Genomic DNA, 21,742 nt, shown 5'->3' with positions numbered 1-21,742 from the left:
CCAAGAGGGGTGAAGGCGCCATGGATGCCCCAGGTCACGGGCTCATACGTTGATTCACCTCAGCCCGATCCAGTCAGAGACCGGAGACCTCACCATGTCCCAGGCCGCCGCAGCAGTCGCGGAACGTTCCCCCGGCACCACCCCACGGCAGCCCGCCGGGAGCGATTTCGCGCCTCTCCTGCGCACCGTCAAGGAGCAGGGGCTACTGGGCCGCCGCACCGGCTGGTACGCGCGCACCATCGCGATCAACACCCTGGCGCTGGCCGCCGTGGCGACGGGGATGTTTTTCCTCGGGGGCTCGTGGTGGGTGCTGCTCCTGGCGCCTGTCCTGGCCATGCTGTGCGCCCGCACGGCGTTCATAGGCCATGACGCGGGCCATTCGCAGATCACCGGCGACCGCGGGGTGAGCCGCGCCATCGGGCTCATCCACGGCAACCTCCTGCTGGGCATGAGCTCGGCGTGGTGGAACGACAAACACAACCGCCATCACGCCAACCCCAACCACCTCGACAAGGACCCCGACGTCGCCGCGGACGTCCTCGTCTGGACCAGCAAGCAGGCCGCGGTCCGCGTGGGATTCCGGCGCTGGCTCACCCGCAACCAGGCCTGGCTGTTCTTCCCGCTGACGCTGCTGCAGGGCCTGGCCATGAAGCTCTACGGCTTCCAGGACCTGCGCCGCCAAGCGCCGCGCGAGCGCCTGCTCGAGGGCTTCTTGCTGGTGGCGCACCTGGCCGGATACGTGACGCTGCTGCTCGTCACCATGCCGGTGAGCCACGCCCTCGTCTTCGCCGCCATCCACCAGGCGCTGTTCGGCCTGCACCTCGGCCTGGCCTTCGCCCCCAACCACAAGGGCATGGAGATGCCCGACCCCGACGGGGAACGCTGGGGCCACCTCAGCCGCCAGGTCCTCACCTCGCGCAACATCCGTGGCAGCGCGCTGACCGACTGGTTCCTGGGCGGACTCAACTACCAGATCGAGCACCACCTGTTCCCGAGCATGCCCCGCCCCAGCCTGCGGCGCGCCCAGCCCCTGGTCCGCGCCCACTGCGCCGAGCTGGGCATGCCGTACACGGAGGCCGGCTTCATCGACTCCTACCGGCAGGTACTGCGCCACATGTACGAGGTCGGCGAGCCGCTGCGGGTCGAGTAGCCGCCGCGAGGCGCGGTGCGGCTCAGGGTTTCGTCAGGGTCGCTCCTCAGGGATCTCTCAGGGAAGCATCTGGAACCGTGGGCGTCCCGAGCCCGTTTCTCAAGACAGAGAGCGGCAGCAGCCGCGAAGGAGGCGACACACATGTCGAAGAACGCGAAGATCGCCGCAGGAGGTGTGGCGGCCGGCATCATCCTGTTGATCTGGCTGCCCTGGTGGGCCGCCCTCCTGATCGTGCTGGGGGTCCCGGCCGCGGCCTATCTGACCCTCGACCCCGGACAGCGGCGCAGGCTGCGCCGCGTCTCCCGCAAGGAACTCGGCCGCTGACCCGGCACCCCGCAGCGGACACCCCGCCGGTGAGCGGATGCCGGGCACAGGGCGGCTGACGGCTCCTCTGCTCGCGGTCCCGCCTCTGCCCGGCGGTACCGCGAGCGGAAAACCTGTTGCGCCCCAGCAGTCCGGGCCTGACCATGGCGCACATGACTTCCCGAAAGGAGGCCCGGCGACACCACGGTGATCGCTGATGGCCGCACACGAGGCGTCGCAGACGCCCACCCCCCAGCCGCAGCCCGCGCCCCTGACATCCGCCTGGCTGAAGGCCCACTTCGACTCCCTGCCCTTCCCCGCCCGCATGAGCGCCCTCGCCCGCTACGCCCGCGCGCTCAGCGAGGACGCCTACGGCACACTCCGGACCGCTCTCGCCGCCGGCACTCCCGACGAGCGGCACACCGGCCTGTTCCTCGCCGTCGCCCGGCGCGATCTGACCACCGTCGCCGACGCCCTGGCCGATCCCCTCCTGCGCCGCCGCGCCCTGGCGGCCGCCATCCGGCTTCCGGTACCGCAAGCAGCCCTGGAACAACTCGCGCTGAGCGACGTCGGGGCAGCCCGGCTCGAGACCTTCCGCGTCTTGCGCCTGAGCCGACGGCGTGCCCTGGCAGCACGCCTGCTGCCCGAGGTCCACGAACGGTTCGGGCCCCGGGACGCCGCCCTGCTGCTGCCCGCCTGCCCCGCCGAGACGGTCGGCGCCTGGCTGCCCCGACTCGACCCACCCCCCGGCGTCCTGCACGCCCTGACCCGCACCGCACCGCTCGCCGTGGCCCATTTGCTCATCACCCGTACCGAGAGCCGCGTCGGCCGCGACCGCGCACGCCCCGCCCACCACCGCGCGCTCGCCGGCCTGGCCGCGGAACGCGACCTGGACGCGGGGCTGCTGCTTTTGGCCCGGACCCCGGAACTCCTGCCCCCGCCGGCGGCCCGTACGCTGCTGCGCCGGCCGGCCGCCGTCCTTGCCATCTTGCGCGCCGCCCCACCCGAACCCGACGGCTCTCCGCGCGCCCTGCAGATCTCGGCCGGGGTGCTGCCGCCCGCCACGACACGGGCCCTGCGCGCCCTTGCGCCCGCGGAGCTGACGGACCTCGCCCGCCACTGCCCCGCGACCCAGCCACGGCACCGCCGGCCCGGACGCCACACCATCGCTCCCGACGGCCTGCTGGCGCTGCTGCCCGCATCCGAACGACGCCGCCTGGTCGAGGAACGCACCGCCCGGCGCCGTTCGGTACGCAGCCTGCCCCTGGCCGCCCTCACGGCCCTGGAGCCGGCCGACAGGGCCGCGCTCGTCATGCCCTGGATGGAGCGCGTGTCCCGGCAGGAATGGACGGCGAGCCGCCTGGCCGTCGCCCTCCCGCTGGCCCTGGGAGAACCCATCCTGCGCGACATGGCGGGGCAGCACCGCCTCGACCACCGCCTGGTGGCCTGGCCCGCCCTGCTCGCCTGCGCGGAACTCGAAGCAGCACCGGCTGAGTTCGCACGGATCGCGCAGGACTGCGAGCGGGCCTGGCACGACCAGGAACCAGTACGCAGAGCCGCCCTCCAACAGCTGGCGGGCGCGCCACCGCGCCTGCTCGGGGCGCTGCCCGACCGGGTGCTGCGCGACGCGACGCTGACCACCGTCCAGTCCCGCGACTCGACCGACCACACCCTGGCCGCGGCGGAGCACCTGCTGCGCCGCGCGGCGGAGAGCGCGGCGGCCACCGGCCGGTTCGACCGTGCGACCCACGCGGCGCGACTGCTCTGCCATGTCGTGTCCGACCCGCGCTCATCCACCGCGGTCACCCCGCTGCGCGTCGGCGAGGACGCGGCACGCGCCCTCTGGTCGGCCGCCTCATCGGAGCCGCCGACCCACCCCGACCTCCACACGGCCCTGGCGGAACTCCTCGCGCCGCACCTCACCGCACTGCCGGACCTCGACACCTGGGTGCGGGCCCTGGCCCGGGAGTCCGAGGACCCGGACAGCGCGGCCCGCGCGGCGGCCGCCTGGGTCAGCCCCGCACCGCTGCGCGAGCGACGCACCGCCGAACTCATCCGCCAGGACGCGTCGTTCGCCACGGTGCCGCTCATCCTGCGCACCGTCACCACCCGGCGCACCGACCTGCTGGACGCCGTGCTGCTCGCCGCCCGGGAAGGGCTCACCGGGCGGGCCCGGCCCCGGGCCGGAGCCTGGGCCGCGGCGGTGCGGGCCGGTGTCACCGGCCGCTGGCTGCCCGCACAACGCCGCGCGTGGGACCAACACCACGCGCGTGTGGCCGCCGATGAACTGGCACCCCTGCGCACCCGCGCGGATGCGGCCGCCCAGGTGCGCCGACCAGAGCTCCTGACCACACTCGCCGCATCAGCGCCACAGCCCGTCGCTGCTGCCGCGATCGGCGCGCTGGGCGACCTCCTCGGCCCGGCGCACCAGGGCACGCCTCCTGCCACCGAGCCGTTGCTGGGCGCCCTGTTGCGGCACGCCGCGACGGGCGGCGTCCGGGGGCGAGCCGCCATGGCCTCCGTCCGCCGACTCCTGCAGGCGGTGCCGGACCCACAGGCGGCCGCGCTGCTCGCCCCCGTCGCCTGCGCACCGGATGCTCCCGTCGGCTCCCGCAAGGAAGCCGTGCGCGCCTTGGGCGCGCTCACCGGCGCCGCGGCGTTCGAGGCGCTGCTGGCCGCCTGGGACGCGCCGCGGCAACACCGTGACGTACGCGCCGTCCTGGCGCGCCACCTGCTGCCGGCGATCGACCGTCCCGCCGTCGCCGACCGCCTGGTCGGGGCGGCGGACGAGCCCGCCGTCCGCGAAGCGGTCGTCCACGCGCGCGTGGGGCCCGTGCGCGAGACGGCGGGGGAGGCCTACGCGGACTTCCTGGCCCGACTGGTGCGGGAGGGTGACGCGGAGACCGTGGTCGCCGCGTGCCGGGCCCTGCCCGCCTGGTTCACACCGCGATCGTCCGGTCCGATGCGGGCCGTGGCGGACGTCGTCACGGACCCGGGGCGCCCTCGGCGCGAAGGGGAGGTGGCCGCTCGGCAGTTGGCCTGGTTCCCCCCGGGGCCGGTCGGAGAACAGCTCCTGAAGGACACCGTCCGGCGGCTCCAGGAACTCGCCGGCACGCCGGATCCGACGGTGCGCGCCGGCATGCTCCGCCGCCTGTCCGGCCTGGGCGAGGCCCTGCGCGTCCCCCGAGGATCCGCCCAGACCCTCCGCGTGGCCGACGCCCTGGCCCTGTCCCTGCACGCCGTCGGCCTGTACGCCGATGAGGCGGCCCTGACCTGGGACACGTCGCTGACCGCCATGCGCCACGGCGAACACAGCGCGGCACGCTGGCAGCGGTTGCTGGACCTGGTCGAAGAACGCCCCCAACGACTGCCTCTGGGCGGCGGATTCAACCCCGATGTCCCCACGCCACGCGCGCGTGCGGCCTTCCTCGCGGCAACCCGGCTGCTGCGTGAGCGGGGCACCCCGGTGGCCGGAGTGATGGCGGTCGCGCTCGTCCGCGCCGGCGGCCGGGCGGCGTCGTGGGACGCGACCTGGCGCGGTGAACTGGAGGCCCTGCGCGGTCACGCGGACCACGACACCGCCCTGGCGGCGTTCCTGCTCACCGCCGACCTTCCCGTCGTCGAGCCGGCCCCCTGAGGGCACGCGTTCTTTCAGGGGGCCGGGCGAGGATCAGGGGCCTGAGGGGTGTCAGACGGGGCGCACGGCCATCTTGTCCAGCGCGTCGAGGAGCGAGGGGAGTTCGGGACCGCGACCCACCGGGAGCACCTCGCCGGGCTCCTCGTCCAAGAGCACGAACGCGATGTCGTCGGTTCTGGCGACCATGGACCAGCCAGGGCCGTCGGCCCGCAGGGTGCGGGCCTGCCCGGAGGCGAAGGAGGACCGCACGCGACCCAGGGGCGGGGGCGTACTCACGTACGCCCGTGCCTCCGCCAGCACGCGGCGCACACCTGTGAGCGGAGCCGGAGCACCGGCGGAGCCGGCCTGCTCGCCATCGCCGTCGGCCGTGGGAGCGTCGGCGCCCTCCGGGCCGGGTCCCTCGCCCTCCTCCGTGTCGTCGGTCAAGAAGTCGGCGTCGTCGATCTGCTCGCGCCACGCCGCCCACTGCAGCGCGATCTCGTCGGCGCCGAGCCTGCGCTGAGCGGGACCCCACGTGTCGGACTGCGGGGGTGACAGCGGCTGCTGGTCCGCTTCCTCGGGTTCGGGATCGTGGGGAGCGGGCACGTTGGGCGCCGCGACGGCGACCGCGAGCGGCCAGCCGGGCAGTGCGGCGACCACCGTGCGTTCGTCGGGCGACAGATCGTACTCCATGCCGCAGTCCCAGGAGGCGATGGCGACGGCCACGAGTGACACGTCGTCGACGACGACGGTCCACCGGGCGCCCTCGCCGTCCTGCCCGAGCACCAGGCCGTACCCGTCGGCGAGCGGCGCCAGCCCCAGGGCGTCGCACGCTTCCGGGTAGTCGTCACCGAGCACGCTGGGGAACTTCGCGGGTGTCAGCAGCACCGCGGTCAGTACGTACAGCGCGTCGTCCTCGGCGGCGACCACGTCGTCCGTTCCGGCCATGCCAGCCTCCCCATCGCTTCATCCGTCGGCGCACCCTAACCACAGGTCTGCGTGATCGTCGAGGGGGGCTGTGACCAGCAGGGGCTCTGGCGGTGGTTCTTTTGACCCCCCGCACACGGATGAGCCCACGCACCCGGACGTCAGGCGGCAGGCAGACCCAGGAGCGTGCGCGCCACGTCATCGGGTGTCTTGTCGCGTTCGCGGGCCAGGGTGATGACCGCGCGGCAGGCGAGCTCGCTGACCCCGAAGGACAGGGCCTCCGGGGAGACCCACCCCGTGGCCTCGTCGATGCGGTCCTGGTCGTCCTCGGCGCACGCCGCCACATAGGCGGCGGCCGCCTCGAAGAGATTGTGCGGACGCTCCGACTTGGCCCGTGCAGCCTCGTCCGTGCGCCACAGCTTGCGGAACTTGTCGAACATGTGGGCCACCTTCCCCCGGTTGTGGTTGCCGCTGACGATCTCTCATCTTCTCTACTCCAAAGTAGAGTTGGAGCTCCGGCGACAGAAGGGGGACCGTGCGGTGAAGCGCTATGACCGCCTCAAGGAGATCCGGCGTCTGGACCCCGAGAAGGACGCCCTGACCATCTACCGGCTCAGCGCGACCTACGAGTTTCCCTGGGACTACACCCGCGCTCTCGAGCTCGCGCTCTACCGCACGTACGCCGTTCCCAGCATCGGCCGGCTCCTCGCCCAGACGGCGGAACTGACGGAGCGCCCGCAGAAGCGATACGACGACACGGCCCTGCTCCTGGACACCGTCGTCGAACACGGATTCGGCACGGACGAGGGCCGCACCGCGATCCGCCGCATCAACCAGATGCACCGCAGCTACGCCATCAGCAACGACGACATGCGCTATGTGCTGTCCACGTTCGTGGTGGTGCCCAAGCGCTGGATCGATGCCTACGGGTGGCGCAGACTGTCGCGCCACGAGGCGACCGCGGCCGCCGTCTACTACCGCACCCTGGGCCGTCACATGGGGATCCAGGACATCCCGGAGTCCTACGACGCCTTCGAAGAGTGTCTCGACGCCTACGAAGAGGCCCACTTCGGGTGGGACGAAGGCGCGCGCAAGGTCTCCGACGCGACCCTGGCTCTCATGGCCTCCTGGTACCCGCGTCCTCTGGCGCCCCTGTTGCGCACCTCCACCCTCGCCCTGCTCGACGACCCCCTCCTGCGTGCCTTCCGCTACGAGCCGCCCCATCCCGCCACCCGCGTGCTGGTCAGGCGCGCGGTGCGGCTGCGCGGCCGTGCCGTGCGCCTGCTGCCGCCACGGCGCGCTGCGCACTACGCCCGGCAGAACCGGGAGATCAAGGGATATCCGACGGGGTATCGGGTCGGCGAGCTGGGCACGTTCCCGGTGCCCGGCGCCGGGGGCTGCCCGGTGATCCACACGGACCAGTCCGCGGCCTCGTCAGCGCAGTGAGCTCAGTGTCGTCCGCAGCCAGGCGAGTTCCGCACGGCTGGTGGCGCGGGCGATGGTGAGGATGCCGCGCCGGAACGGATCGTCCAGGTCCTCGGCGCGCAGCGGCTGCTCGCCCTCGTAGAAGAAGCTGGCCGGCTCCTCCAGGAACGCCAGACGGCGGTCGAGCACCGCGGCTTGGGCCGCCTTGTCGTCGAGGTGGCGGAGAAAGGCCAGAACCGTGAACCAGCGGTTCTCATCGGTGATGTCGGCCTGCTGCGGTTCCGTGAGCCTGCGCCGCAGCTCGCTCCTGCCCTCCGGGGTGAGGCTGAGGACATGGCGCGGGGCCGCCACCGAGCCGGGCTGCGTCTCGCGGGCCAGCAGGCCCGCCTTCTCCAGTCGTTTGATGGCCGGGTACAGCGTGCTCTCCGCTACCGGGCGCACGTGTCCGGTCAGTGCGGTGATGCGCTTGCGCAGCTCGTAGCCGTGCAGGGGCGTGTCGCAGAGGAATCCGAGGATGGCCAGTTCGAGCATGACGTGCATTCTGCCGCACCGGCGGTGTACCTCCTAGGCGGAATACATCGTGAGCGATGTATTCTCGGTCGGGAAGAGCAGCCGAAGAGGGGGAGGGGCGATGCGGCAGGCACGGTTCGACGCGCACGGCAGCTGTATCCGCTGGACGGAGAGCGAAGGAGTCGGCCCCGCGCGGGTCTATGTGCACGGCCTGGGTGCGGCGTCGAGCGTCTATCACGCGCACATCGCGGCCAGGCCCGAACTGGCCGGACGGCGTTCGCTGTTCGTCGACCTGCCTGGTCACGGCATCAGTGACCGGCCGGCGGACTTCGGGTACGCGCTGGAGGATCACGCCAACGCCCTGGCCGCGGCGCTGGACGCGGCCCAGGTGACCGGGGCCGAGATCGTCGCGCACAGCATGGGCGGATCCGTCGCCATCGTGCTCGCCCACCTCCGCGGCGACCTGGTGTCACGCCTCGTCCTCACCGAGGCGAACCTCGACCCCGACCCGGGCGCGACGGCGGGCAGCAGCGCGATCGCGGCCTACGAGGAGGAGGACTTCGTGACCGACGGCCACGCGCGCGTGCTCGACAAGGTCGGCCCCCTGTGGGCGGCCACCATGCGACTCGCCGATGCCCGTGCCCTGCATCGCAGCGCGAGCGCACTGGTGAGAGGGACACGGCCCACGATGCGCGCGATGCTCCTGAAGCTGCCCATGGAGCGCGTCTACGTGCAGGGCGCCCGAAGCGGGCAACTCCAGGGAGCGGACGAGTTGGCCGCCGCCGGGGTACGCGTGGTGAGCGTGCCGGAAGCGGGGCACAACGTCATGTTCGACAACCCGGAGGCGTTCGCCACGGCCGTCGCCGGCCGCCCGTGACCGTCACGATCGTTCGGGCCGGACCGTTGAGGGTCGTCAGGGGCTGGCCGGGTCGCTGCCGGATCCGATCCAGGAAACGGTCTAGCCCTCCCGAACGGCCAGGGCCAGGAATCGCGCGTCCTCGTCCACGTACGACGTCAGCTGCCAGCCCGCGCCGGCGAGCAGCGGGCGCAGGTTCGCCTCGGCCCGCAGGTCGTCCGCCGTGATCTGGCGGCCCTGTCGCGCCGCGAGCGCCGCCCGCCCGATGGGGTGGAAGAGGGCGAGGACCCCTCCGGGACGCACGACGCGCCGCAACTCCCGCAGGTTCTGTGCCGGATCGGGCAGATGCGAGATCAGGCCCGCGCCGAACACGGCATCGAGCGATGCGTCGCGCACCGGAAGCCGGGTCACGTCCGCGAGCAGGAGTTGCCCGGCACGGTCCCTGCCCGCGTCGGTGGCCGCCTTCAGCATGGCGGGCGTCAGATCGGCGCCCAGGACGATCCCGGCGGGCCCCACGACCTCCCTGAGCGCGGGCAGTGCGCGCCCGGTGCCGCAGCCGGCGTCCAGGACGCGGTCGCCCGGGCGCAGGCCGAGTGCGGACGCGGCGGCCCGGTAGGCGGGCCCGTCATCGGGGAAACGGTTGTCCCAGTCGGCCGCTCGGGCGGAGAAGAAATCACGGACACGCGTGTGGTCGTCGCTCATGTGGCCATGATTGCGCAACGACTCGCATGCGCGTTGGGGGCACACGTTCGAGCGTGACGCGATCGTTCAAGGTCCCGTCTCTGTCATCTTCCAACACCTTTCGAACTGCGCCCCCGTTGTGCGCCCCTGCCCGGACTAGCGTCCCGGAGCCATGGGACACCTGGACCACGCCACCTTCGGCTGGCTGACCCCCGTGCTGTCGTACGCGATGGCCTGCATCGGCGCCGCCCTCGGGCTGCGCTGCACCGTCCGTGCGCTCGGCGCCACGGGCACGTCACGCCGGAACTGGCTCATCACCGCGGCCTCCGCCATCGGCACGGGCATCTGGACCATGCACTTCGTGGCCATGCTCGGCTTCGGTGTCACCGGTACCGAGATCCACTACAACGTGCCCCTCACGATCCTGAGTCTCGTCGTCGCGATGGCCGTCGTCGGCGGCGGCGTCTTCGCCGTCGGCTACGGGCATGACCGCGGGCGCGCGCTCGCACTCGGCGGGCTCACCACCGGGCTCGGCGTGGCGAGCATGCACTACCTGGGCATGGCCGCGCTGCGGCTGCACGGCGACGTGCGCTACGACCCCGTTCTGGTCGGCCTCTCCGTCGTCATCGCCGTCGTCGCCGCGACCGCCGCCCTGTGGGCGGCACTCAACATCAAGTCGCCGCTCGCCGTCGCCGGCGCGTCCCTCGTCATGGGCGGGGCGGTGAGCAGCATGCACTACACCGGAATGCTGGCCGTCAGCGTGCGGGTCACCGAGCCGGGCGCGGCCCTGACCGGCGCGACGACCATGCAGTTCATCTTCCCCCTCGCGGTCGGACTCGGCTCCTACCTCTTCTTGACCTCGGCATTCGTCGCGCTCTCCCCCACCACGGGGGAGCGCGAGGCCTCCGTGGCCGCTCAGCGTCCGGCGGAGGGCGCCGCCGGATAGCGGCGCCCCCGGGCCCGGTCACCCGGGCCCGGGCCCGGTCCCGGCCGCCCGGCCCCGGTCACCCGCCACAGCCGGGCGGACGCACCCCGACATCTCACCGAGCGAGGAGGCCATGCGCACACCCCGTAGGACCCCCGACCCGGCCGACGGCACAGCGCCGCCGCAGCCCGGGGCCCCGGCACGCGGTCGACGCGCGCACGCGGGACCGCCCGCCGACGAACGGCCCGCCGCGCCAGCCGCCTCGGAGCCCGAAGCGCCGGCCATCCCCGCGGCGCGTGAGCGCGCGAAGCGGCTGCGCCCCCGCACCGTACGAGCCAAGATCGTGTGCCTGCTGATGGTGCCGGTCGTCTCCCTGCTGGGGTTGTGGGGGTACGCCACGGTGAGCACGGCCCAGGACGTGGCGCACCTGCGGCAGGTACAGCGCGTCGACACGCAGGTGCGCGGCCCCGTCGCCACCGCCGTCGCCGCACTGCAGGCCGAGCGCGTGACCGCCGTGCGCCACGCGACCCGACCCGCGCCCGACGCAGGCAGCGCACTCAAGAGGCAGGCGGACCGCACGGACCGCGCGGTGGCGAAATTGCGCCGGGGCGAGGGCCGGACGGTCGCCGAGGGCGCCGATCTGCCCGCCGGTGTGGCCTCCAGGCTCGAAACGTTCGTCTCGGCCGCCGAGGGCTTGCGCACGCTACGGGCCGACGTGCTCGACGGGAGCACCGGCTGGGACGCGACCTACGGCCAGTACACCAAGACCATCGCGGACGCCTTCGGGGTCGGCGGCGCGCTCACCGGCATCCAGGAGGCCGAAGCGGGTTCCGACGCGCGCGTGCTGCTCGAATTCTCCTGGTCCGCCGAGATGCTGGCGCGCGAGAACGCCCTCCTGTCCAGCGCCCGGCTCGACGGCTCCCTCGACGGCGAGCGACTGCGGCAGTTCACCGGCGCCGTGGAGACCCGGCGGACCCTGGCCAATGCGGCGGCGGACCTGCGCGGACCCGAACGAGCGGCCTGGCAGAGCCTCGTTGAGGGCAGCGCGTACGCCGACGTGCGCGCCGTCGAGGACAAGGTGCTCCTCGCGCCGCCGGGCAGCGAAGCCGCCGAAGCGTCATCGGCCGCGAAGTGGGACGGCTCCCACGCGGTCGTACGGGACGAGCTGCGCGCCATCGACGCCGGCGCGGGCCGCGGCGCCGTCGACCGGGCCGACCCCTTCACCCGCGGACTGCTCACCTCGGCGGGCGCCGCCGTGCTGCTCGGACTCGTGGCCGTGGCCGCCTCGCTGGTCATCTCCGTACGCATCGGGCGCGGCCTGGTCGTCGAACTGGTCAGCCTGCGCAACGGCGCTCTGGAGATCGCCCGCCACAAACTCCCGCACGCCATGCGCAGGCTACGGGCGGGCGAGGAGATCGACATCCACGCCGAAGCGCCACCAGGAGCGCCCGCGGAAGACGAGACGGGACAGGTCTCCGAGGCCCTTGGCACGGTGCACCGAGCCGCCCTGCACGCCGCCATCGAGCGCGCCGAACTCGCCAGCGGCATCTCGGGCGTCTTCGTCAACCTCGCCCGCCGGAGCCAGGTCCTCGTCCACCGCCAGCTCAGTCTCCTCGACAGCATGGAACGCAGGTCGGACGACCCGGACGAACTCAGTGACCTCTTCCGCCTCGACCACCTCACCACCCGCATGAGGCGACACGCCGAGAGCCTGATCATCCTCTCCGGAGCCGCACCCGGGCGCGCCTGGCGCCTGCCCATCTCCCTGACCAACGTCGTGCGTGCGGCCGTCTCCGAAATCGAGGACTACGCGCGCGTGGAGGTACGCCAACTTCCCACCGCCGCCGTCGCCGGCACGGCCGTCGCCGACCTCACCCACCTCTTGGCCGAACTGGTCGAGAACGCCGCCCAGTTCTCCCCGCCCCACACCAAGGTGCGGGTCAACGGCGAACCGGTCGGCAACGGCTACGCCCTGGAGATCGAGGACCGCGGTCTCGGCATGGGCCCGGAGAGCCTGGCCGAGGCCAACCACCGCATCGAGCAGTCCCAAGCGCTCGATCTGTTCGACAGCGACCAGCTGGGCCTCTTCGTCGTCAGCAGGCTCGCCGCACGACACGGGATCAAAGTGCACCTCAGTACGTCCCCCTACGGCGGTACCACCGCGGTCGTCCTCCTGCCCACCGCACTGCTGCAGAGCACCACGCCGGAAAGTCCCGGAGCCCACACCATGGAACGTGACCGCGAACAGATCGGGCACGCGCGCGTACCCGACGCCGTACCGATGAACGGCAACTCCGTGCCCGCCCAGGCCGCCCGCCCCGCGCTGGCCGCGACGACACAGAGCACGGCGGCGACGCCCCCGGGCGTCACCACCCTGCGCCCGCACAACCCCCCGGGCCCGGAACCCGAACGCCCGAACGCGGAACCCGTCAGGACCCCCGAGCCGTCGGACGATCTCCCGCGCCGAGTGCGCCAGACCCACCTGGCCCCCCAGCTGCGCGAGCGCCCCCACCCCGGCGCCAGCGGATCCGTGGACGTCCGCGCAGAGACCGAACGCAGCCCCGAAGCGGTACGCGACCGCATGACCGCCTACCGCGACGGCTGGACCCGCGGCGGCGGCCGACGGCCGGGCATCGTCGGCGCGGTCCCCGACCCCCCGGGGCCCGCACCGGCCAGCGACAGCACCGAAGGAGATCACTCATGATCCAGGACCAGAGCGTCACCGCCGGCCGGTCCGGCGAACTCGACTGGCTGCTCGACGACTTGGTGCTGCGCGTCGGCGAGGTGCGGCACGCCGTGGTGCTCTCCAACGACGGCCTCGCCGTCGGCGCCTCCACTGCCCTCACCCGGGAAGACGCCGAACACCTTGCCGCGGTCGCCTCCGGATTCCACAGCCTCGCCAAGGGCGCCGGACGGCACTTCGGAGCCGGGGGAGTGCGGCAGACCATGGTGGAGATGGACGACGGCTTCCTGTTCGTGGCGGCTGCGGGCGACGGCTCCTGCCTGGCCGTCCTCAGCTCCGTCACCGCCGACATCGGCTTGGTCGCCTACGAGATGGCGCGCCTGGTCAAACGGGTGGGCGAGCATCTCTACCTGCCCTCGCGTTTCGCGTCGCCGCCACCGGTCGTCGGCTGACCCAGGGCGGTCGACGCAGATGACCGAGGACAGAAGCGGCGCCGCGCGCGACGCGGGCAGCCAGTGGTACGACAACGAGGCCGGACCACTGGTCCGCCCCTATGCGATGACGGGCGGACGGACCCAACCGGGCCCCAGCGGAGTGCGGTTCGACCTGATCGCCCTCGTCACGCTGGACCGCAACGCCCCGGGCCCCGGAGACGACACCGCTCTCGGCCCGGAACACCGGTCCCTCATCGAACTGTGCCGCATCGAGACCCAGTCGGTCGCCGAGCTGGCGGCCGACGCCGATCTGCCCGTGGGCGTGGTCCGCGTACTGCTCGGCGACCTGCTGGAAATGGGCTGCGTGAAGGTGGACCGACCCGTGCCACCCGCACAACTTCCCGACGAGAACATCCTGCGAGAGGTGATCGATGGGCTCCGAGCACTCTGATGCCGACGGCGACACCACCGCCATGGCACTGAAGATTCTGGTCGCGGGCGGCTTCGGGGTGGGCAAGACCACCCTGGTCGGCGCGGTCAGCGAGATCCGCCCGCTGCGCACCGAGGAACTCCTCAGCGAGGCGGGCCAGTCGGTGGACGACACCGGCGGAGTCGACCGCAAGACCACGACGACCGTCGCCATGGACTTCGGCCGCATCACCATCAGGTCGGGCCTGTCGCTGTACCTCTTCGGTACGCCGGGCCAGGACCGCTTCTGGTTCCTGTGGGACGAGTTGTCCCAGGGCGCGCTCGGTGCCGTCGTCCTCGCGGACACCCGGCGGCTCGAGGACTGCTTCCCCGCCGTCGACTACTTCGAGCACCGGCACATCCCGTTCGTGGTGGCCGTCAACTGCTTCGCGACCGCGCGTACGTACGGTGCACATGAAGTGTCACGGGCCCTGGACCTCGACCGCGGCACCCCCGTGGTGCTGTGTGACGCACGGGACCGCGATTCGGGAAAGGAGGTGCTGATACGCCTGGTCGAGTACGCCGGGCGGATGCATACCGCCCGGCTGCTCGACACGGTGGGCTGAAGCGGGTCGCGGGAGCGAGGCGCCGTCAGTCGGCGACCGCGCCCTGCGCGATCACCTTGTCGATCTTGACGCGTACCAGCAGCTCGCCCGGTACGCCGTTGCGCTCGCCGAACTCCTCGGCGCGCCCCTCGCCCATGTAGCGCGCGCCGAGCCGGCCGGCCCAGTGGCGCACCTCGTCGAGGTCGTCGCTCAGCCGTGCCTGTCCCTGCAGGACCACGAACGCGAACGGAGGCTTGTCGTCGTCCACACATAGGGCGACACGCCCGTCTCGCGCCAGATTCCGCCCCTTGACGGTTTCCGCCCCGGTGTTGAACACCAGCTCGTCCCCGTCCAGCAGGAACCAGATTGGGGCGATATGGGGGCTTCCGTCTGCCCGAACGGTCGACAGTTTCGCGGTTCGGGTGCCCTTTGAGACGAACGCCCGCCACTGGTCCTCGGTCATCTTCTGTGCCATGTCCTCATCATGCTTGCCGGGGGGCCGATGGTGGGGAAGGCTGGCAGGTCAGTTCCTCCAGGCAGGGGGAACAGAAGGCGGGGAGACGGGAACATGGCGCAGAACACGGGCCTCGGCTGGCTGCTCGACGACTTGACCAAACGCATGGAGCCCGTGCGGCACGCTCTGGTGCTGTCCAACGACGGCCTCGTGACCGGTGCGAGCTCGGAACTGAAGCGCGAGGACGCGGAACATCTGGCGGCGGTCTCGTCGGGGCTGCACAGTCTGGCCAAGGGCTCGGGGCGGCACTTCCGGGCGGGCAGCGTGCGCCAGACGATGATCGAGTTCGACGACGCGGTGCTGTTCGTCACCGCGGCCGGCGACGGCAGTTGCCTGTGCGTCCTCAGCTCCGCGGAAGCGGACATCGGTCAGGTCGCGTACGAGATGACACTCCTCGTCAACCGAGTCGGCGAACACCTCGGCGTCGGCGCCCGCCAGCCGGAACGGACCCCGGTCGTGGACGTCTGACCAGCGGAAACGCGGGCCCGGCGAGAGTTATCCACAGGCTCGACGCGAGTTGCGGTGATCGCGCTACGGTTTTTCCCGAGAGCAAAGACGCCTCACGGGGGAGAACCACCATGACAGGTCACACGATCACGCAGGACAGCGCGGACACGGTAACGGGGACGGTCGCCACGGCAGTGGAGAGCGTCGACACGGCCGTGGGGACGTCGGTCACGCCGGGCCGCGCAGCCCGGGAACTGGGCGTGAAACGCGGCGAGTTCGAGCTCGCCGTGCTGCTGGGGCACGTCCGCACCATCAGTGACTCGGCCGGCGGTCGGCGCCGCGTCACACACGAGGAGATCGAGCGCGTCCGTGCGGGAAAGGGTTTTCCCGAGGCGTGGCTGGAGCGCGTCAGGGCCGTGGGGAACACGGAGGGCGCGGCTCTCATGGGCATCTCCACGGCCCGGTTCACCCGCCTCTCACGGGCCGGCTTCATCGTCCCGGTGAAGGTCTATCTGAACCGCTATCGCGCGGTGGTCTGGCTGTATCTGGCCGAAGAACTGAAGCGCTTCGCCGAGGCCGAGGCCCACGCCGGCCTGCTCACCGGTCGAGCCCCCGCCCCGATCCGCGCCCAGCTGGACGCGGGCATCGACCGCCGGGCACGGAACTGGCGAGGCCGCCAGGCGGGGGCGCTGCTGCGGCAGTCCGACGATCCCTGGGAGCGCGCCGCGATCGTGGCCGCACTGCTCGACCCGGTCCAGATCGCGGAGATCATCAAGGATCCGTACGAACGCGCCTACATGCGAAGGCTCATGCCCGAGGCTTTCGGCCAGGGCACCTCGGAGACACCGGCGGGACGGATCGTCCAGAAGATCATGACGGCGGACGACCCGGACGAGATCCGCTGGCTCCGGGCCCATCTCACCATCGGCCTCTCGCAGGCCCGAGGACAGCGCCCGGCGCCGCGACCCGCGCCGAAGTCCGAGTCCCATCCGATGCAGACGGTGCCGACGGCGCCCGAAACCGCCCCCGCCCCGCGCCGGGATCTCGAAGCCGAGCCGAGCCCGCACTCGGCGTCACTTCGCGAGGCGTCCGCCGCCGTCTTGTCCGACGACGATGGCGATGGCGACGGGGCTGGGCGGGCGCCGGAGCCGAGAGGTCTGCTCAAGTGGATGCGCCGCCGGGGAGCGTAGGGCAAAACTCGCCCCCCGCGGGTCGCTTCGCTACACCGTGGTGTCCAGGTCCTTGGCGTAGTGCTCGATCGCGGGGCGGTAGACGGCGAGGCCCGGGTCCTGGCTCGTGGTGGCGAGCAAGGTCAGCAGGATCTCCATCGCGTCGTGCGCCCGGCCGGTGTTGTAGAGAGCCATGGCCAGGAACGTCTTGAGCGCGGCATCGTCGGGAAACTCCGCCACCGCGTCGCTCAGGACCGCCACGGCTTCGGGATAGCGGCCCAGGACGCGATAGGTACTGCCCAGACCCAGCAGCGCGCCCCGGCGGTCATCAGGAGAAAGGCCCGCGGACTCGACCGCGCGGACGTAGTGCGGCACCGCCTCGGCCTCCAGGCCGAGTGCGTCGTGCACCCAGGCCGTCTGGTAGGCCACCTCGGCGTCCGAAGGGAACTGCTCGCACAGGGCGACCAGCCGCTCCCGGGCCTCCTCGCGTCGACCGCCCTCACGGAGCCGCACGGCCTCGGCCAGCAAGCGCTCACGCTGCCCCACCACGTCCTCGTCCCTCGTCAACGCCTGTTTCCTCTCTCGGCCGTACCCGACTTCGCGCCCTCCCCGAAACGATCGGAGGCACCCATGTCATCCTGCCTGAAACGAGTCCCCCGCGACTCGCACACCCCGGACACCTCGTACACGCCCACGGCCCGCACCCCGCACCACTCGCGCACTCCGCACGCGCCGTCCCTAGGGACGCACCGGGGGCGGGCCCGTGGAACCCCGGGGAGTCAGGGTGGGGGTGGGCACCTGGTGGGGTGCCACGCGCCCGCCGGACAAGACCTCGTAGAGGGTCCGGGCGACATCCGCTCCGAAGGCGTGGATGTCGTGGCTCATCGCGGAGAGCGTGGGATGGGTCAGTTTGCACAACTGCGAGTCGTCCCAGGCCAGCAGGGAGATGTCGGCGGGCACCCGCAGACCCATCTCGGCGGCTACGGACAGGCCGGCCACCGCCATGAGGTCGTTGTCGTAGATGATCGCCGTGGGGCGCTCGGCCGCGGTGAGCAGCGAGCGTGTGGCTCGGGCGCCCGCTTCCCCGGAGAAGTCCGTGGCCAGCTGACGGCCCGCGGGCAGGCCCAGGTCGGTCATGGCCGCGGTGAAGGCGGCGCCGCGGATGACGCTGTGGCCCAGCTCGGCGGTGCCGCCGACCCGGGCGATGGTTCGATGCCCCAAGGCCGCGAGATAGCGCACCGCTTCGGTGACGGCGGTGGTGTCGTCGGTCCACAGCGAGGTGAACGGTCCGGTGAGCGAGGGGTGGGCGACGGCGACCACGGGCATCCCCAGCTGGGAGAGCACGGGGACGCGCGGATCGTGCTCACGGAAGTCGACCAGGATCGAGCCGGCGATCTGCCCGGAGCGCCACCAGTGCCGCTGGAGCTCGATCTCCTCGTCCAGGCTCTTCACCAGGCGCAGGAGCAGCGCGCTCGACTGGTCGGACAGGACGCTTTCCAGGCCGGAGATGAACTCCATGTAGAAGGGTTCGAGGCCGAGTTGGCGTGCGGGGCGGCTGATCGCGAGCCCGATCGTGCCCGTTCCCTGCTTGTTGAGGGCGCGTGCCGAGCGGTTCGGTTCCCAGCCCATCGACTGGGCGACCTCCAGGATGCGGGCCCGTGTCGCCTCCGACACGCCCGGCTTGTTGTTGAACGCCAGCGAAACGGCCGCTCGTGACACCCCGGCACGGGCGGCGACGTCCCGGATGGTCAGTCTCGGTTCGCTCATGCGGGCTCCACCGCGAACAGGGCTGCCGTGACCGTGGCGAGGTGATCGGTGCCATCGGGGTCGGGGCTCCAGCCGCGTACGCCGATCGTCACGCTCTCGCCGGGCAGCAGGGTCACCAGGCCTTGGTCCGCCGTGGCCGTCGGCGCGAGCCGGTCGGCCTGGAGCAGCAGGTCACGCAGGAGCGTGCGGGCAGTCACCACGACGTCGACCCTATCCTCGTGCCGGACCACGTCCAGCTCGAAGGCGGGAACGGGGTAGGCGAAGTCCTTGTCCGGCACGGGAAGGTGTACGGCGCGCAGTCCGTCCGCGTCGGCGATCAGGAGTTCCTTGCCCGCCCCGGCATCGGGCAGCAGGTCGTCGGGGATCTCCACGCAGGCGACGGATCGCTCCGCGGCCCACACCAGGACGGTCGTCTCGGCCAGGGTGCGTCCGTCCGCCGTCATCCGCCGCAGCCGGACGTCGATGGCCCAGGACGCGGCGGACTGGTTGACGGCGGCCACGACGGGGCGGCCGGCCCGGGTCTGGACGGTGAGCAGGCGGTCCGCGTAGAGGCGGCGCAGCTCGTGGTACAGGGGCTTGAGGCGGCCGTCGCCGTCGATGGCGGACCAGGAGGTGACCGGCCAGCAGTCGTTGAGCTGCCAGACGACGGTGCCCGCGCAGCGCGGCCAGTGGGAGCGCCAGTGTTCGATCCCGGTGGCGATGGCGCGGGCCTGGTTGACCTGGGTGAGGTAGTGCCAGCGGTCGAAGTCGTCGGGGAGGGCGAAGTGGTGCTCGAGTCCGCGGTTCAGCTTGCCGTTTCCGTCGTCGGCCTTTTGGTGGTGGAGCATGCCGGGCGAGTCGGGCCGCAGCTGCTCGCCGGGCAGGGCGCGTCGCACGGTGGTGTGGGCGGGCGGCGCTTGCCAGCCGAACTCGGCGACGAAGCGGGGCACGGTGTCGAGGTAGTCGGTGTAGTCGGTGCGGTTCCACACCTCCCAGGAGTGCGTGGTGCCGTGGCGGGGGTCGTTCGGGTGGTGGTCCCAGGTTCCGGACCAGGGGCTGCCGGCCCAGTAGGGGCGGGTGGGGTCGGTCTCGGCGACGATGCGGGGGAGCAGGCCCAGGTAGTAGCCCTCGCCCCAGGACTCGCCGGCGAGTTGTTCCTCCCACTGCCAGTCGCGAAAGCCCCAGAGGTTTTCGTTGTTCCCGTTCCACAGGACCAGGGAGGGGTGGGGCATGAGACGGGTGACGTTCTCGCGGGCCTCGGCCTCGATCTCGGAGCGCAGGGGCTGTTCCTCCGGGTAGGCGGCGCAGGCGAAGAGGAAGTCCTGCCAGACCATGAGGCCCAGTTCGTCGCAGAGGTCGTAGAAGGCGTCGGCCTCGTAGATGCCGCCGCCCCAGATGCGGATGAGGTCGATTCCCGCGTCGGCGGCCTGGGTGAGACGGGTGCGATAGCGCTCGGGGGTCACGCGGGAGGGGAAGACGTCGTCCGGGATCCAGTTGACTCCGCGGGCGAAGAGCCGCTCGCCGTTGACGGCCAAGGTGAAGCCGGTGCCGTGTTCGTCGGGCGTGGTGTCGAGGGTGACGGTGCGGAAGCCGAGCTTGCGCTCCCAGCGGTCGAGGTTCTGCCCTGCTTCGTCGAGCAGCTGGAGCTGGGTCTCGTGCAGGATCTGCTCGCCGTATCCGCGGGGCCACCACAGGTCCACGTCCGGTACCTCGACGGTCAGGGTGGCGCTGTCGCCCTCGAAGGTGACGGTCGCGGTGTGCTCGCCGATGTGGGCGCGGGCGGTGAGCGGGCCGCTGCGGGTGCGTTCGACCTCGATGCGCAGTTCGGCGCGGCCGGTGGTGCCGTCGACGGTGACCAGCGGGCGGACCTGGGCGAGCCGTGCGGTCGACCAGTGTTCCAGGCGCACGGGCCGCCACATGCCGGCCGTGACCAGGGTCGGCCCCCAGTCCCAGCCGAAGGAGCAGGCCATCTTGCGGATGAACTGGAAAGGCTCCGGATAGGAGTTGGGGCGGTCGCCCAGGGATAGGCGTACGGCTTCCGCCTCGGTGTAGGCGGAGGTGAAGTGGACCGACAGAGAGGTCTCGGCGCCGGTGTTGGCCTGCGGGAGTCGGCGGGTGATGTCGAAGCGGTAGCCGCGGTGCATGTTGCGGGTGCGGCCGATGACCGTCCCGGCCAGGGTGATCTCGGCGACGGTGTCGAGGCCGTCGAAGACCAGGTCGGTGCGCTCGTGGGAGGTCTCGCGCGGGCCGAGCACGGTGTCATAGGTCCAGTCGGTGCGGCCGATCCAGTCGACCTGCCGTTCGTTCTGGTTCAGGAAGGGGTCGGGGATGCGGCCTGCGGCCAGCAGGTCGGTGTGGACGCACCCGGGGACCTGGGCGGGTATCGCGGAGGTGTCGTGCCGCAGGGTCCAGCCTTCGGTCAGGGTGGTGACGTCCTTCATGAACCGTGCTCCATTCAAGGCGGTCGGGGGGTGTTGCACGTGCGGGTGCGGGTCGATCGGTGGGCTCATGACTTGACGGCCCCGTCGACGAGGGCGTTCTCCATGCGGCGTTGCAGGGCGATGTACACGGCGTAGACCGGGGCGAGGGTGATGAGGCAGGCGGCGGCGAGGGTGCCGTACTGGATCATCGTGGCGGAGGTGAGGGAGGGCAGCGCGACCTGGACGGTGCGCAGTTCGGGGTCCGGGCCGAGGATGACGAGGCTGAAGAGGTATTCGTTCCAGAAACCGAGGAAGTTGAGGATCGCCACGGTGATCACGCCGGGTGCCGACATGGGGACGTAGATGCGCCACAGGACCGTCCAGCGTCCGGCGCCGTCCATCATGGCGCTCTCCTCCAGTTCGGCCGGGATGGTGCGCATGAACTGGGTGAGCAGGATGACCGAGAGGGGCAGGGCGGTGGCGGGCAGGAAGAGGATCAGGAACGCCTGCATCTGAAACATGCCCAGCTCGATGGCCAGCAGCACGGTGGGCACCAGGGCGGCGAAGGCGGGGATGAGGAAGCCGAGGCCGAAGATCCGCTCCATGACGGCCGCGGTGCGTCCGCTGCTGCGGGCCAGGCCGTAGGCGGCGGGGAAGGCGAGGGCCAGGGTGATGGCTTCGGCGCCGGCGGTGATGAGCAGGGAGTTGCCCAGGGCGGGGCCCAGCGAGGCCAGGTCCCAGGCGTCGGTGAAGTTCTCGACGAGCCAGTTGCCGGGCAGGGCGAAGGGGTGGTCGAAGACTTCGGGGTTGTTCTTGAGGGAGGTGGTGAGGAGGTAGTAGAGCGGCAGGATGAGGAGCAGGGCGTAGAGCCAGGCCAGGATGTGGCCGGTCAGCGGGCCGCTGCTGCGGCGGGATGCCATGGG

Annotated in this window: 21 protein-coding genes; 12 read left to right on the top strand and 9 right to left on the bottom strand. The window is 71.9% G+C overall.

The annotated features are described in order from the left end of the window. Positions 1 to 94 precede the first annotated feature (94 nt). The 3 genes from QBL25_RS04385 to QBL25_RS04375 all read left to right on the top strand — a co-directional run bounded on the left by QBL25_RS04385 (position 95) and on the right by QBL25_RS04375 (position 5,090). Positions 95 to 1,150, top strand: coding sequence for a fatty acid desaturase family protein (locus QBL25_RS04385; RefSeq protein WP_409055639.1), 1,056 nt, complete (start codon positions 95 to 97; stop codon positions 1,148 to 1,150). Positions 1,151 to 1,291: 141 nt separating this feature from the next. Then, positions 1,292 to 1,474 carry a hypothetical protein gene (locus QBL25_RS04380; protein WP_383264082.1) on the top strand — a complete coding sequence of 61 codons (183 nt, stop codon included), beginning with the start codon at positions 1,292 to 1,294 and terminating at the stop codon, positions 1,472 to 1,474. Positions 1,475 to 1,670: 196 nt separating this feature from the next. Continuing rightward, the gene (locus QBL25_RS04375; RefSeq protein ID WP_409055638.1) at positions 1,671 to 5,090 is read left to right on the top strand and encodes a hypothetical protein; all 3,420 of its coding nucleotides are present in this window, start codon (positions 1,671 to 1,673) and stop codon (positions 5,088 to 5,090) included. 51 nt (positions 5,091 to 5,141) lie between these two features. Here QBL25_RS04375 and QBL25_RS04370 read toward each other — a convergent pair whose 3' ends face one another. After that, positions 5,142 to 6,017 (bottom strand): hypothetical protein, encoded by an 876-nt coding sequence (locus QBL25_RS04370; protein WP_409055637.1) that lies wholly within the window; start codon positions 6,015 to 6,017, stop codon positions 5,142 to 5,144. A gap of 140 nt (positions 6,018 to 6,157) precedes the next feature. Next, positions 6,158 to 6,436 carry a hypothetical protein gene (locus QBL25_RS04365; protein ID WP_409055636.1) on the bottom strand — a complete coding sequence of 93 codons (279 nt, stop codon included), beginning with the start codon at positions 6,434 to 6,436 and terminating at the stop codon, positions 6,158 to 6,160. Between the two features lie 100 nt (positions 6,437 to 6,536). Between QBL25_RS04365 and QBL25_RS04360 the strand changes: the two genes are divergently transcribed. After that, complete coding sequence (locus tag QBL25_RS04360) at positions 6,537 to 7,442, top strand: oxygenase MpaB family protein (RefSeq protein WP_409055635.1); 906 nt, start codon at positions 6,537 to 6,539, stop codon at positions 7,440 to 7,442. Here QBL25_RS04360 and QBL25_RS04355 read toward each other — a convergent pair. Beyond that, the gene (locus tag QBL25_RS04355) at positions 7,431 to 7,952 is read right to left on the bottom strand and encodes a PadR family transcriptional regulator (RefSeq protein ID WP_409055634.1); all 522 of its coding nucleotides are present in this window, start codon (positions 7,950 to 7,952) and stop codon (positions 7,431 to 7,433) included. The genes QBL25_RS04360 and QBL25_RS04355 overlap by 12 nt on opposite strands. 100 nt (positions 7,953 to 8,052) lie before the next feature. Here QBL25_RS04355 and QBL25_RS04350 point away from each other — a divergent pair, with 100 nt between their 5' ends. Continuing rightward, positions 8,053 to 8,808 carry an alpha/beta fold hydrolase gene (locus tag QBL25_RS04350; RefSeq protein WP_409055633.1) on the top strand — a complete coding sequence of 252 codons (756 nt, stop codon included), beginning with the start codon at positions 8,053 to 8,055 and terminating at the stop codon, positions 8,806 to 8,808. Positions 8,809 to 8,889: 81 nt separating this feature from the next. Here QBL25_RS04350 and QBL25_RS04345 read toward each other — a convergent pair whose 3' ends face one another. Continuing rightward, a complete protein-coding gene (locus QBL25_RS04345; protein ID WP_409055632.1) occupies positions 8,890 to 9,489 on the bottom strand; it encodes a class I SAM-dependent methyltransferase in 600 nt (199 codons plus the stop codon). 151 nt (positions 9,490 to 9,640) lie between these two features. Between QBL25_RS04345 and QBL25_RS04340 the strand changes: the two genes are divergently transcribed. From QBL25_RS04340 to QBL25_RS04320, 5 genes are all read left to right on the top strand, one after another. Beyond that, entirely contained in the window at positions 9,641 to 10,414 is a 774-nt protein-coding gene (locus QBL25_RS04340; RefSeq protein WP_409055631.1) for an MHYT domain-containing protein, read from the top strand. Positions 10,415 to 10,526: 112 nt separating this feature from the next. Further along, entirely contained in the window at positions 10,527 to 13,097 is a 2,571-nt protein-coding gene (locus QBL25_RS04335; RefSeq protein ID WP_409055630.1) for a nitrate- and nitrite sensing domain-containing protein, read from the top strand. After that, on the top strand, positions 13,094 to 13,528 hold the full coding sequence (locus tag QBL25_RS04330) for a roadblock/LC7 domain-containing protein (protein WP_409055629.1): 435 nt from the start codon (positions 13,094 to 13,096) through the stop codon (positions 13,526 to 13,528). Before QBL25_RS04335 ends, QBL25_RS04330 begins: the two co-directional genes overlap by 4 nt. 19 nt (positions 13,529 to 13,547) lie before the next feature. Beyond that, positions 13,548 to 13,961, top strand: coding sequence for a DUF742 domain-containing protein (locus QBL25_RS04325; RefSeq protein ID WP_409055628.1), 414 nt, complete (start codon positions 13,548 to 13,550; stop codon positions 13,959 to 13,961). Continuing rightward, entirely contained in the window at positions 13,942 to 14,544 is a 603-nt protein-coding gene (locus tag QBL25_RS04320; RefSeq protein ID WP_409055627.1) for a GTP-binding protein, read from the top strand. Before QBL25_RS04325 ends, QBL25_RS04320 begins: the two co-directional genes overlap by 20 nt. Positions 14,545 to 14,569: 25 nt before the next feature. Here the strand turns inward: QBL25_RS04320 and QBL25_RS04315 are convergent, their stop codons facing one another. Beyond that, on the bottom strand, positions 14,570 to 14,998 hold the full coding sequence (locus tag QBL25_RS04315) for a PPOX class F420-dependent oxidoreductase (RefSeq protein ID WP_409055626.1): 429 nt from the start codon (positions 14,996 to 14,998) through the stop codon (positions 14,570 to 14,572). A gap of 93 nt (positions 14,999 to 15,091) precedes the next feature. Between QBL25_RS04315 and QBL25_RS04310 the strand changes: the two genes are divergently transcribed. Further along, the gene (locus QBL25_RS04310; RefSeq protein ID WP_409055625.1) at positions 15,092 to 15,505 is read left to right on the top strand and encodes a roadblock/LC7 domain-containing protein; all 414 of its coding nucleotides are present in this window, start codon (positions 15,092 to 15,094) and stop codon (positions 15,503 to 15,505) included. Between the two features lie 110 nt (positions 15,506 to 15,615). Continuing rightward, positions 15,616 to 16,674, top strand: a complete 1,059-nt coding sequence (locus QBL25_RS04305) for a DUF6397 family protein (protein ID WP_409055624.1) — start codon at positions 15,616 to 15,618, stop codon at positions 16,672 to 16,674. A 30-nt stretch (positions 16,675 to 16,704) separates the two neighbouring features. Here QBL25_RS04305 and QBL25_RS04300 read toward each other — a convergent pair whose 3' ends face one another. The 4 genes from QBL25_RS04300 to QBL25_RS04285 form a co-directional block, all read right to left on the bottom strand. Next, positions 16,705 to 17,220 carry a tetratricopeptide repeat protein gene (locus tag QBL25_RS04300; RefSeq protein ID WP_409055623.1) on the bottom strand — a complete coding sequence of 172 codons (516 nt, stop codon included), beginning with the start codon at positions 17,218 to 17,220 and terminating at the stop codon, positions 16,705 to 16,707. Between the two features lie 171 nt (positions 17,221 to 17,391). Further along, complete coding sequence (locus tag QBL25_RS04295; RefSeq protein WP_409055622.1) at positions 17,392 to 18,420, bottom strand: LacI family DNA-binding transcriptional regulator; 1,029 nt, start codon at positions 18,418 to 18,420, stop codon at positions 17,392 to 17,394. Beyond that, a complete protein-coding gene (locus QBL25_RS04290) occupies positions 18,417 to 20,840 on the bottom strand; it encodes a glycoside hydrolase family 2 protein (RefSeq protein ID WP_409055621.1) in 2,424 nt (807 codons plus the stop codon). The genes QBL25_RS04295 and QBL25_RS04290 overlap by 4 nt, the downstream gene beginning before the upstream one ends. 65 nt (positions 20,841 to 20,905) lie before the next feature. Then, positions 20,906 to 21,739 carry a carbohydrate ABC transporter permease gene (locus tag QBL25_RS04285; protein ID WP_409055620.1) on the bottom strand — a complete coding sequence of 278 codons (834 nt, stop codon included), beginning with the start codon at positions 21,737 to 21,739 and terminating at the stop codon, positions 20,906 to 20,908. Positions 21,740 to 21,742: the final 3 nt, after the last annotated feature.

Source organism: Streptomyces sp. SYP-A7185, assembly GCF_046103685.1.
Taxonomy (GTDB): Bacteria; Actinomycetota; Actinomycetes; order Streptomycetales; family Streptomycetaceae; genus Streptomyces.
Note: the sequence above shows the minus strand (reverse complement) of the source record. Positions and strands in the feature narration are given on the sequence as shown.